This is a genomic window from Pseudomonas sp. RIT-PI-r (assembly GCF_001297015.1).
Taxonomy (GTDB): domain Bacteria; phylum Pseudomonadota; class Gammaproteobacteria; order Pseudomonadales; family Pseudomonadaceae; genus Aquipseudomonas.
The window spans coordinates 1-12,895 of the sequence record NZ_LIGE01000011.1; the positions used below are offsets into that span (position 1 = coordinate 1).

The following is a 12,895-nucleotide window of genomic DNA, read 5'->3' on the forward strand; positions in this document are numbered from 1 at the left end:
CATCCCGAACTCAGCAGTGAAACGATGCATCGCCGATGGTAGTGTGGGGTTTCCCCATGTGAGAGTAGGTCATCGTCAAGATTAAATTCCGAAACCCCAATTGCGAAAGCAGTTGGGGTTTTGTTTTGCCCGCAGGAAAGTTCTTACAGCATTCAAGGACGTCGTCCGGCTGTCACAGCCTGCCGACAATGCTAAGGTTCTGCCCTAGCTTTTGTACTTTTCCAAGGAAGCCTTTATGCCGGACGCCCAGTCCCTCAACGCTGCATTCATGGTGGTTCAGAGCAACAGCCTGGACGAACTGCGCAGCCTTGTGATCAGCATCATGCGACGCTATCCACTGGCGCCTCTGGAAAACGAAATTGCCCTGGTGCAAAGCAACGGAATTGCCCAATGGCTTAAATTGGCTTTGGCGGAAGACCCCGAAGAGGACGATCTCGGCGGCTGCGGTATTGCCGCAGCGATTGATGTGCAACTGCCCGGCAGTTTTATGTGGCAGCTCTACCGAATGGTTCTGGGCCGAGAACAAATCCCCGCCAAATCCCTGCTCGATAAAGCACCACTGACTTGGCGCCTCATGCGCCTGCTACCTCAGGTCATCGATCGCGCACATTTCGAGCCGCTGCAACGGTTCCTCACCCACGACACTGACTTGCGCAAGCGTTACCAACTCTCCGAACGCCTGGCGGATCTCTTCGACCAATACCAGGTGTATCGGGCTGACTGGCTTGAAGACTGGGCTGAAGGGCGGCATCAGCTAAGGAATGTCAGAGGCGAGGTTAAGGCATTGCCAGCCACCAGTTGCTGGCAAGCTGAACTGTGGCGAGCATTGCTGGAGGATGTGGGTGAACAAGGCATGGCACAAAGTCGTGCCGGTGTTCATCAGCGATTCATCGAGCGCATCAACAACCTCTCGGAAGCTCCGCCAGGGCTCCCCTCGCGAGTGATCGTTTTCGGGATTTCTTCGTTGCCGGCCCAAGTCCTTGAAGCGCTGGCCGGGCTCGCGCGTTTCAGCCAGGTTCTGCTTTGTGTGCACAACCCTTGTCGTCATCACTGGGCCGATATCGTCGCCGACAAGGACTTGCTGCGCCACCAATACAAACGACAGTCCCGCAAGAGCGGAATGCCTGTTGTGCTGGATCCGGAAACGTTGCACCAACATGCGCACCCGCTCCTGGCTGCATGGGGAAAACAAGGTCGCGACTACATCAACCTGCTCGATAGCTACGACGACCCCAACAGCTACCGTGCAGCGTTTCGCGATGGTCGAATCGATCTGTTCAGCGAAACTCAGGCGCACAACCTGCTCAATCAACTTCAGGACGATATCCTGGAACTGCGCCCGCTCAACGAAACCCGTGAGCACTGGCCTGCTGTTGATCTGACAAAAGACGACTCGATCCGTTTTCACATTGCCCACAGCGCTCAGCGTGAAGTTGAAATTCTCCACGACCAGCTCTTGGCCCGTTTCAGCGCAAATCCTGATTTGCGTCCTCGGGATGTCATTGTGATGGTGCCGGAGATCGACAGCTATGCGCCGCATATCCGTGCAGTATTCGGTCAACTTGATCGTCATGATCCACGCTTCATTCCTTTCACATTGGCGGACCAGGGCCAGCGGGGCCGCGATCCGCTACTGATCGCGGTCGAGCATCTGCTCAAACTGCCAGACAGCCGTTTTCCCGTCAGTGAGATCCTCGACCTGCTCGATGTTCCCGCATTGCGTGCCCGTTTCGGCGTGGAAGAACGCGACTTGCCGACGCTGCACCGCTGGATTGAAGGCGCAGGTGTCCGTTGGGGCATGAACGCCGAGCAACGTGCAGGGCTCGGCTTGCCCGATGAGCTGGAGCAGAACAGCTGGCATTTCGGTCTGCGCCGGATGTTGCTTGGTTACGCCGTTGGTAGCGCGAACGCCTGCGCGGGTATCGAACCCTATGATGAAATCGGTGGCCTGGATGCGGCATTGATCGGGCCGCTGGTGGCCTTGCTTGATGCACTGGAGCTCGCCCACCATGAGCTTACGCAGCCGGCCCAACCCAAAGAATGGGGCCAGCGACTGCAAGCGCTCATGCAACTGTTCTTCAAAGCCAGCAATGAACACGACGATTACTTGCTGACCCAACTCGAGGAGCTTCGCGAAACCTGGTTGGAGACCTGCGAAGCTGTGGGGCTGGTCGATGAATTACCACTGACTGTCGTGCGAGAAGCCTGGCTCGCCGGGCTGGATCAAGGCCGATTGTCTCAACGCTTCCTCGCCGGCGCGGTGAACTTCTGCACGTTGATGCCGATGCGCGCCATCCCCTTCAAACTGGTTTGTTTGCTGGGCATGAATGACGGGGACTACCCCCGTGCGCAACCACCCTTAGATTTCGATCTGATGGGCAGCGACTACCGTCCGGGTGATCGCTCCCGGCGTGAAGACGACCGCTATCTGTTACTCGAAGCGTTGCTGTCTGCGCGTAATCAGCTCTACATCAGTTGGGTTGGTCGCAGCATTCGTGACAACAGCGAGCGCCCGGCGTCGGTGCTGATCGGTCAGTTGCGCGATCACCTGGCCAGCGGCTGGCGACTGCTCGACGAAAATCGGGATTTGCTGAGCGCCATGACAGAGGAGCATCCGTTGCAACCGTTCAGTGCGCGTTATTTCCATGAAGGTGATCAACTGTTCAGCTACGCCAGTGAATGGCAGGTGTTGCATCAACAGCCTGTACCGAAAAATAACGCAGAGTTACTCACGCCTTTCGTTCAGGAGGAACCGCTGAGCCTCGCTCTCTTGCAGGACTTTCTGCGTAATCCTGTACGGCATTTCTTCACGCAGCGACTCAAGGTGTATTTCGAAGCCGCCGAAGCGCCGTTGGCCGATGAAGAGCCTTTTGTGCTCGACGCATTGCAGCGTTATACGCTCAGCGACAGCCTTCTCGAAGCTGCGCTGAGGCAACCGGACAACATTGATCAAGCCCTCGAGGTTCAAGCCCGCCGTCTGCAAAACAGTGGCCTGTTGCCGATGGCTGGCTTCGGCGAATGTTTACAGCGAGAACTGATCGAACCGCTGCCGGACCTGTTGCAGCGTTATCAACAACTACTGACGTTATGGCCGACACCGCTGACCAGTGCGATCCCGATCAGCCTCGATTTACAGGGTTTGCGCCTGGAAGGCTGGCTTTCAGGCCTGCATCAGCGCGCCGATGGTGGTGTGTTGTCGGTCACGACCATTCCCAACAGCATCGGCTCGATCAAAAGTCGCAAATGGCATCGATTGACCAAGCCGTGGGTCAATCATCTGGTCGCCTGCGCCTGCGGGCTTTCGTTGACCACAGCGTTGGTCGCCAGTGACGACACCTTGCTGCTTGAGCCGATGGAGCAAGAGCGAGCGCTGCGTTTCCTTGGCGATGTGCTGCTCGCCTGGCAGGCCGGTATGCGCCAGCCATTACCGATCGCCGTCAAAACCGCATTCGCCTGGCTGTCCCAGACCGATCCACTCAAGGCCGAAGCGGCCGCGCGTAAAGCCTACGAAGGTGATGGCCAGACCAGTGAAGGCGAGCGTCGCGAAAGTCCGGCGTTGTCCCGGCAATATGCCGACTTCGATGCGCTGCTCGCGGACGAAACATTCTCCGGCTGGTGCGACGCCTTGTACCGTCCATTGCTTGAAGCCCCTTGGCGCTCATTGTCCAGTGATGGGGCACGCGCATGAGTACAAAAACTCCACTTGCCTTGGCATTCCCCCTGCGTGGCAGCCAGTTGATCGAAGCGAGTGCCGGTACCGGCAAGACCTTCACTATCTCAGCACTTTATCTGCGCCTGATCCTGGGGCACGGAGGCGAAGCCAACAGCTTCGGTCGTGAGCTTTTGCCGCCGCAAATTCTCGTAGTGACATTCACCGACGCGGCGACCAAAGAACTGCGCGAACGGATTCGTACGCGACTGGCCGAGGCCGCACGATTCTTTCGTGACGAGATGGCGGCCCCTGACGGATTGATCGCAGAACTGCGCGATCAATTCGTCCCGCAGCAATGGCCCGGTTGCGCCAATCGTCTCGATATTGCCGCACAATGGATGGACGAAGCCGCCGTTTCGACCATCCACAGTTGGTGTCAGCGCATGCTGCGTGAGCATGCGTTCGACAGCGGCAGTCTGTTCACCCAATCCCTGGAAACCGATCACAGCGACCTGCTTGGCGAAGTGTTACGCGATTACTGGCGGCTGTTTTGTTACCCGATGCAGGGTGATGCGCTCAATTGGGTTCGCAACAACTGGGGCGGTCCTGCGGCATTGTTGCCGCGTGTCCGTGGCTTGTTCGCCAGTGAGCGTGACAGCGATGAAGGCAAGGCACCCGCTGAGCTTATCGAAGAGTGCCTGCAAGAACGCCGCGCTGCATTGATCGAACTGAAAATGCCGTGGCGCCAATGGGCAGACGAGTTGCTCGCCATCTGTCATCAAGGTGTTGCCAGCAAGACTGTCGATGGTCGCAAGATGCAAGCGCGTTACTTTGAACCGTGGTTCGAGAAGCTCAAGGCCTGGGCCGAAGACGAGGCCATGGAGCAACTGGACATCGGCACCGGCTTCACTCGACTGACTCCCGACGGCATGGCTGAGGCCTGGAAAGGCCAGGCCCCCAGTCATCCTGGGCTGGACGCCATGCACGGGCTCAAATCCAGTCTCGATGCATTGCCCACCCCCGACGCCGCTGTCCTGCAACACGCCGCCAAATGGGTCGGTGCGCGTTTCGAAGAAGAAAAACGCCGACGCGCCGAAATGGGTTTCGACGACATGCTGTTGCGTTTGGATGCCGCACTGCAATCCGAAGGAGGAGAGCGTCTTGCGATCTTGATTCGCGAGCAGTTTCCGGTCGCGCTGATCGACGAATTCCAGGACACCGATCCGGTGCAGTACCGGATTTTCGAGACGATCTATCGGATCGAAGAAAACAATCCAGACACCGGGCTGTTTCTGATCGGCGACCCGAAACAGGCGATCTATGCTTTTCGCGGTGCGGACATCTACACCTATTTGCGTGCGCGTCAGGCTACCAGCGGCCGCTTGCATACGCTCGGCACCAACTTCCGCTCCAGTCACGGCATGGTCAACGCGGTCAACCATGTATTCCAACGCGCCGAGTCCCGAGAGCAGGGACGCGGCGCGTTTTTGTTTCGGGAAAAAAATGGTGCTAACCCGGTGCCGTTTCTCCCTGTCGAGTCTCAGGGGCGCAAGGAAAAACTTCAGGTTGCCGGGCAAGACGTCGCAGCGCTGAATGTCTGGCTGTTGCCCAGCGATCAGCCATTGTCTGGCGCGGTCTATCGCCAACAATTGGCGGGCGCCTGTGCCAGTGAGATCACTGCGTTGCTCAATGGCGGGCAAAGCGCCAGTGCGGGATTCACCCAGGATGGTAAGGACTTCAGAGGCCTGCGCCCCTCGGACATCGCGATCCTCGTTCGTGACGGTAAAGAAGCCCAGGCCGTGCGCAGTGAACTCGCCAGTCGTGGTGTGCGCAGCGTTTATCTGTCGGACAAGGACTCGGTGTTCGCCGCTCAGGAGGCCCACGACCTGTTGTCGTGGCTCAAGGCCTGTGCCGAACCGGATGTCGAACGCTCGCTGAAAGCCGCGCTGGCCTGCATCACCCTGAACCTGCCCCTGGTTGAGCTGGAACGGCTGAATCAGGACGAGTTGGTCTGGGAAACCCGCGTCATGCAGTTTCGTGGTTACCGCGAACTGTGGCGCAAGCATGGCGTACTGCCGATGCTCCGACGTCTGTTGCACGACTTCCAATTGCCGCAGACCTTGATGGCGCGCAGCGATGGCGAGCGGGTACTGACCAACCTTTTGCACCTCTCGGAACTGATGCAGCAAGCCGCCGCTGAACTGGATGGCGAGCAAGCGCTGATCCGCCATCTGGCCGAGCTTCTGGCGTTGTCGGGGCAGGCCGGCGAAGAGCAGATCCTCCGTCTGGAAAGCGACGAGCAACTGGTCAAGGTGGTGACCATTCACAAGTCGAAAGGGCTCGAGTATCCACTGGTGTTCCTGCCATTCATCTGCTCGGCAAAACCGGTCGACGGCAGCCGATTGCCGCTGCATTACCACGACGCTTCGGGCAAGGCCCAAGTGAGCCTCAAGCCAACCGCCGAATTGATTGCGCAAGCGGATGAAGAGCGCCTCGCCGAGGATCTGCGTTTGCTGTATGTCGCCCTGACCCGCGCGCAACATGCCTGCTGGCTGGGCGTGACGGATCTCAAGCGCGGCAATAACAACAGCTCGGTGCTGCACCTTTCTGCGTTGGGTTATCTGCTGGGCGGTGGCGCGTCTCTGGGGGAATCCAGCGGACTCGACCGTTGGCTGCGAGATCTGCAGCAGGACTGCGCGGCAATCAGCATCGCAGAAACACCGCAGCCCTCCGACGAACACTACCGGCCGCCGCGCAACGAAGCCGTCCTCAGTGCCACGCTATTGCCCAAGCGCAAGGCCAGTGAAAACTGGTGGATCGCCTCCTACAGCGCGCTGCGCATCAGCGATGTGCTGAGTGTCGGCAGCGATGAAGCTCCGGACAGTCCGCAAGCGCAAAAGCTGTTCGATGACGAGCGCCTCGACCCGGACGCACCACGGGAAATCATTGCTGGCGGCGCTGATATTCACCGCTTCCCCCGAGGTCCGAATCCAGGAACGTTTCTCCACGGTTTACTGGAGTGGGCCGGAGACGATGGCTTCGCGGTGTCTCGCGAGGCGCTGGAAGATGCGATTGCTCGTCGCTGCAACTTGCGTGGCTGGGAAGGCTGGATCCTCACCCTCAGTGACTGGCTGCAGCACCTGCTTAAATCGCCATTGCCAATTGATGGCGGGCAGCCGCCGGTGATTCTCGAGCAACTCAAGCAGTACCGCGTCGAGATGGAGTTCTGGTTCGCCAGCCATAAAGTCGATGTGCTCAAACTTGACGAACTGGTGCGCCAGTACACGCACAATGGAGTCGCCCGTGTTGCGGCAGAACCAGTACAACTCAACGGCATGTTCAAAGGCTTCATCGACCTGACCTTTGAACACGATGGCCGTTATTACGTGGCTGATTACAAATCCAACTGGCTGGGCGTGGATGATCTGGCCTACACCGCGCAAGCCATGGAACAGTCGATCCTCGACAATCGCTACGACCTGCAATACGTATTGTACCTGTTGGCGCTGCATCGCCAGCTCAAGGCGCGGCTAGCGGAATACGATTACGACCGGCACATCGGTGGCGCGCTGTATATGTTCCTGCGTGGCACCCGTGCAGACAGTCGCGGTGTTTACTTTGCCCGTCCGCCGCGCGAGTTGATCGAGCGGCTGGACCGGATGTTCCAGGGTAAACCCGAACCCAAGGCCGAACCCGCATGGGAACAGGGAGTCCTGCTATGAGCCGCACTTTTGCTGATCTGTTGCCGACCCCGTTGGCGGCCGATAGCCTGTCGAAACTCGCGCCGCTGACCAGCGCCGATGATTTGCTGCTGTTACTCACCCGCTGGGTCGAGCGGGGTTGGTTGCGTGCGCTGGACAAGGCGTTCGTCGCATTTCTTCACGAGCTTGAGCCGGGCACCGATCCGTTGGTGTTGCTCGCTGCCGCACTGACCAGTCACCAGTTGGGCCACGGCCACGTGTGTCTGGATCTGTTCGAAACACTCAAGGCCCCGGATTTTGCTCTGTCGTTGCCGCCCGAGGGTGATGTGCAGGGCGGCGTGTTGCTGTTGCCCTCGCAACTGCTTGAAGCGCTCGACGGCGTGCATTGGTGCAAGACGCTGGCCGGAAGTGGTCTGGTCGCACTGGCGGCCGATACCCGAGAAGCGGCGCAGCAGCGGCCATTGGTGTTGGTCGGGAAACGTCTGTATCTGCGACGTTACTGGGCTTACGAACGGCGCATCGACGCGGCGTTGCGCCAGCGTTTGGCACAAACTGAGGCAACCCCGGAGGATCTGCCGCAGCGGTTGAATGAATTGTTCGGATCGGCCCGCTCCGGCGAGGTGATCGACTGGCAGAAGCTCGCCTGCGCCCTTGCCACTCGCAGTGCTTTCAGCATTGTCACTGGCGGCCCGGGCACCGGCAAAACGACGACGGTGGTACGTCTGCTCGCGCTGCTTCAAGCGCCGGCGGTTGAGGCGGGTCACCCGCTGCGGATTCGCCTTGCCGCCCCGACGGGTAAAGCGGCGGCGCGACTGACCGAGTCCATTAGTCAGCAAGTGCAATCGCTGAAAGTTGCCGAAGAGGTGCGCGCGAAAATCCCCTGCGACGTGACCACCGTGCACCGTTTGCTCGGCAGTCGCCCCGGTACGCGACACTTCCGCCACCACGCCGGCAACCGCTTGCCGCTGGATGTGCTGGTGGTCGACGAAGCGTCAATGATCGATCTGGAAATGATGGCCAACCTGCTCGACGCGTTGCCGGCCCATGCGCGACTCGTGCTGCTCGGTGACAAGGATCAACTCGCTTCCGTGGAAGCCGGCGCGGTTCTTGGTGATCTGTGTCGTGACGCCGAGCAGGGCTGGTACAACCCGCAAACCCGTCACTGGCTGGAATTTGTCAGCGGTGAATCGTTGCAAGGCAGCGGCCTGCACGAGGACATCGACGGCACCCATCCACTGGCGCAACAAGTGGTGATGCTGCGCCACTCGCGACGTTTTGGCGAGGGCAGTGGCATCGGTCAGCTCGCGCGGCGGGTCAATCAGCAGCTACCGCTTGAAGCGCGTCAGCTGCTGGACAGCGGGCACTATAAAGATGTGTTTGCGGTAAAACTGCCCAAGGGTGAACACGATCCCAAGCTCGAACGACTGGCGCTTGACGGCCACGGCGATGGCAACGGACCGCAAGGCTATCGGCACTATCTGAGCGTGCTGCGCAATCAGCGTCCGTCGCCCGACAGACCGCTGGAACATCCAGACTGGACCCACTGGGCGCGTGACGTCTTGCAGGCCTTCGACACCTTCCAGCTGTTGTGTGCCGTGCGCAAAGGAGCATGGGGCGTTGAGGGCCTGAACCTGCGCATCACCGCCGCGTTGCTCAAGGCACGCCTGATCGACAACGATCAGCAATGGTACGAAGGTCGCCCGGTACTGATGACCCGCAATGACTATGGTCTGGGTCTGATGAACGGCGACATCGGCATCGCACTCAAGCTACCCGAGCGCGACGGGCCGGATGCCGGCAAGCCGCTGCTGCGCGTAGCCTTCCCGCGTAACGATGGCCAGGGCGGTGTGCGTTTCGTATTGCCGAGTCGGCTCAACGACGTGGAAACCGTCTACGCAATGACGGTGCACAAGTCGCAGGGCTCGGAGTTCGCGCACACTGCGCTGATCCTTCCGGATGCCTTGAACCCGGTGCTGACCAAGGAACTGATCTACACCGGCATCACCCGCGCGAAACACTGGTTCACCCTCATCGAGCCGCGTACCGAGGTGTTTGAAGAGGCCGTACAGCGCAAGGTCAAGCGTCTCAGCGGACTGATGCTGGAACTGGAAGAGGGGGGCGTGCCTCACGGGTGAAAATCCAGACGTCGAACGGCGTTTATTGACCAACCGGTCAGGGGGCACCGCCTCGCTGGTGTTGCACCGCTGTGCTATCGTTGCGGCATCATTTCGCTACGATCCAAGAGAATCCCTGCATGAAGGTGTCTGTCTGGGCGACAGAGCGCGCGGTTCGCTGCAAGTACGCGTTGCTTGTCGGTCTGCTCTGGCTGTTGACGGGCGTGGCCGTCGCGCAAGTGCAAAAGCCGACGGGCATGGCTGAGCAACGCGCGCAGTCGGTCACTCAAGTGGTTCTCGGCATCCTCAGTTACGCTCGCTGGCCGGTGGAGCCTGCGCAACTGCGCCTGTGCATCGTCGGCCCTACCGAATACACCGATGATCTGGTCAAAGGCACCACGCAGGCCACTGGCCGACCGGTCATCGTGCGCCGCTTGCTGGCGGACAATCCGGCGATCGTCAGCGAGTGCGATGCGGTCTATATCGGCAAACTGACAGCGGATGAGCGCAGTCGTCTTTTCGAATCGTTGATTGGCCATCCGGTGCTGAGCATCAGCGAAGGTGACGATCAGTGCACGGTTGGCAGCCTGTTCTGCCTGCGCGTCGGCGATGAGCAGGTGTCTTTCGAGGTCAACCTCGACTCGGTTGCCCGCAGCGGCGTACGCATTCATCCAAGCGTGCTGCAATTGTCGCGTCGCAAGCCGGCGGCACCATGAAACTGTTCAGGTCGAATAGCCGCCCAACGCTGGGTTCAGTCATTGGCCGAGGGCATTTGACGGTCGCGCTGGTGGGTGTGGCGATGGCCAGCGTTTCGCTGACGTTGCTCGGCGTACTGGCTTTAAGGGTGTACGCCGATCACAACCTGCACTTGATCGCCCGTTCGATCAGCTACACCGTCGAAGCTGCGGTGGTGTTCAACGACAAGACGGCCGCCAATGAATCGCTGGCGCTGATTGCTTCTGCCGAAGAGGTCGCTGACGCCCAGGTGCTGAACAGCCAGGGACAAGTGCTCGCGCATTGGCAACGCCCGGAAAACGGTTTGTTCTCTGAGCTGGAAATGCAGATCACCCGCGCCATTCTGGAAAAACCCATCAGCCTGCCGATCGAGCATCAGGACCGTGAAATCGGTCGTGTGCTGCTTACCGGCCATGGTGGCAGCCTGATGCGCTTTCTGCTCAGCGGTCTGGCGGGGATCATCCTCTGCACCGCGATCAGCGCCTGGGTTGCGCTCTACCTGGCGCGTCGCCAGCTACGCGCGATCACCGGTCCTCTGCGCAGTCTGGCCAATGTGGCCCACGCCGCCCGCAGCGAACGCGCACTGGATCGGCGCGTGCCGCCGGCACAGATCGCCGAACTCGACAACCTCGGCAACGACTTCAATGCTTTGCTCGATGAGCTCGAGTCCTGGCAGAGCCATCTGCAAAGCGAAAACGAAAGCCTCGCGCATCAAGCCAGCCATGACAGCCTCACCGGTCTGCCGAACCGTGCGTTTTTCGAGGGGCGCTTGATTCGTGCCTTGCGCAATGCCGGCAAACTCAATGAGCGAGTGGCCGTGCTGTTTCTCGACAGTGATCGCTTCAAGGGCATCAACGATAACTTCGGCCATGCTGCCGGCGATGCGGTGTTGGTGGCCATCGCCAATCGCGTTCGCGCGCAATTGCGTGAAGAAGATCTGGTGGCGCGCCTGGGCGGCGATGAGTTCGCCGTATTGCTCACGCCCCTGCACAAGATCGAAGACGCCGAGCGTATTGCCGACAAGATCCTCGCCAGCATGGACATGCCCATCGCGCTGCCGGGCGACACCCGTGTCGTGACCTCGCTCAGTATCGGCATCGCGGTTTTCCCGGATCATGGCGCCACCCCCGGCGGCCTGCTCAATGCCGCCGATGCGGCGATGTATCAGGCCAAACGCCTGTCGCGTGGCGCTCAATTCACGGCTGGGTCGGAGCACCCGGCCGATCCCGTTCAAACCAGGAGCTAATCCCGTGTTCACACTTCCAATCCGACTGTTTTCCGCGTTGCTGTTGATGGCCGCACTGATATTGAGCGGTTGCCAGACGGCCCCGCAAAAAGGCCTGACCCCGGCGCAAGTCGCCGTGCTCAAACAACAAGGTTTCGAACTGACCGATGAAGGCTGGGAGTTTGGCCTGTCCGGTAAAGTGCTGTTCGGCAGCGACGTCGAAAGCCTCAATAAAGAAAGTACCGAGATCGTCGAACGCATCGGCAAGGCCTTGGTGGGCGTTGGCATCGAGCGCGTGCGGGTCGATGGCCATACCGACGCGTCAGGCAAGGAAACCTACAACCAGCAATTGTCACTGCGCCGCGCCAAGAGCGTTGCCAACGTACTCGGCACGGTCGGCATGAAGCAGGAAAACATCCAGCTGCAAGGCCTCGGCAGCAAAGAACCGGTGGCGTCCAACAGCACGGCAGCGGGACGCACCGAGAATCGCCGAGTGGCGATCGTGGTCAGCAACGACTAATCGGCGAACTGCATTTCGCCGGTTTCACCCATCAACAGCGCCTGATTGCGCTCGGTCACCTCACGGATGTAATCCCACAACAGGGTAATCCGCTTGAGCTTCCTCAGGTCCTCGCGGCAGTACATCCAGAACTGTCGGGTAATGTCGATCTCCTCCGGCAACACTGGCAGCAGGCGCGGATCCTGCGCGGCGAGGAAACACGGCAGAATCGCCAGCGAGCGCCCTTGCTGCGCCGCGACGAATTGCGCGATCACGCTGGTGCTGCGCAAGTTGGCGCTTGCGCCAGGCAACACGTTCGCCAAGTAGAGCAGCTCCGAGCTGAACGCCAGATCATCCACATAACTGATGAATTGATGCTTGCCCAAGTCTGCCGGGCGGCGGATCGGTGGGTGTTTGTCGAGATAGTCCTGGGTCGCGTAGAGCTGCAAGCGGTAGTCGCAGAGCTTGCAGCAGACGTACGGCCCATGCTCCGGGCGCTCCAGCGCGATAACGATGTCGGCCTCGCGCTTGGACAGGCTGATGAAGTGCGGCAGCGGCAGGATGTCCACCGAGATCGCCGGGTAGGCGTCGACGAAATGGCTCAGTTGCGGGGTGATGAAAAAACTGCCGAAACCTTCGGTGCAGCCCATGCGCACATGCCCGGACAGAGCCACGCCAGAGCCTGAAACCTGCTCGCACGCCATGTGCAATGTGCTTTCAATCGACTCGGCATAACCGAGCAAACGCTGACCTTCGGCGGTCAGCACGAAACCGCTGGTGCGCGACTTTTCAAACAACAACGTGCCGAGCGCCGCTTCCAGTGAACTGATTCGCCGTGACACCGTGGTGTAGTCGACGGCCAAGCGTTTGGCAGCAGTGCTGGCCTTGCGGGTACGGGCGACTTCGAGAAAAAACTTGAGGTCGTCCCAGTTCAGCGAGCCTAGGGAGGTGATGTTTTTTTGCATGATG

General features: G+C 59.9%; 7 protein-coding genes and 1 rRNA gene. 7 read left to right on the forward strand and 1 reads right to left on the reverse strand.

Annotated features, from left to right (window positions below; translation table 11 throughout):
* The 7 genes from rrf to AK821_RS01485 all read left to right on the forward strand — a co-directional run.
* Nucleotides 1-81 (forward strand): 5S ribosomal RNA (gene rrf, locus AK821_RS31270); the annotation flags it as partial.
* A gap of 154 nt (nt 82-235) precedes the next feature.
* Entirely contained in the window at nt 236-3,688 is a 3,453-nt protein-coding gene (gene recC, locus AK821_RS01460; RefSeq protein WP_064387814.1) for an exodeoxyribonuclease V subunit gamma, read from the forward strand.
* Nucleotides 3,685-7,374 (forward strand): exodeoxyribonuclease V subunit beta, encoded by a 3,690-nt coding sequence (gene recB / locus AK821_RS01465; protein WP_064387815.1) that lies wholly within the window; start codon nt 3,685-3,687, stop codon nt 7,372-7,374. The genes recC and recB overlap by 4 nt, the downstream gene beginning before the upstream one ends.
* Nucleotides 7,371-9,488, forward strand: coding sequence for an exodeoxyribonuclease V subunit alpha (gene recD / locus AK821_RS01470; protein WP_064387816.1), 2,118 nt, complete (start codon nt 7,371-7,373; stop codon nt 9,486-9,488). The genes recB and recD overlap by 4 nt, the downstream gene beginning before the upstream one ends.
* 119 nt (nt 9,489-9,607) lie before the next feature.
* Nucleotides 9,608-10,183: a YfiR family protein gene (locus AK821_RS01475; protein WP_064387817.1), complete on the forward strand. Its 576-nt coding sequence runs from the start codon at nt 9,608-9,610 to the stop codon at nt 10,181-10,183.
* Nucleotides 10,180-11,448, forward strand: coding sequence for a diguanylate cyclase domain-containing protein (locus tag AK821_RS01480; protein WP_064387818.1), 1,269 nt, complete (start codon nt 10,180-10,182; stop codon nt 11,446-11,448). The genes AK821_RS01475 and AK821_RS01480 overlap by 4 nt, the downstream gene beginning before the upstream one ends.
* A 46-nt stretch (nt 11,449-11,494) precedes the next feature.
* Entirely contained in the window at nt 11,495-11,947 is a 453-nt protein-coding gene (locus AK821_RS01485) for an OmpA family protein (RefSeq protein ID WP_177330934.1), read from the forward strand.
* On the opposite strand, the gene AK821_RS01490 is transcribed toward AK821_RS01485, so the two are convergent.
* The gene (locus AK821_RS01490) at nt 11,944-12,891 is read right to left on the reverse strand and encodes a LysR family transcriptional regulator (protein ID WP_064387820.1); all 948 of its coding nucleotides are present in this window, start codon (nt 12,889-12,891) and stop codon (nt 11,944-11,946) included. The genes AK821_RS01485 and AK821_RS01490 overlap by 4 nt on opposite strands.
* Nucleotides 12,892-12,895 lie beyond the last annotated feature (4 nt).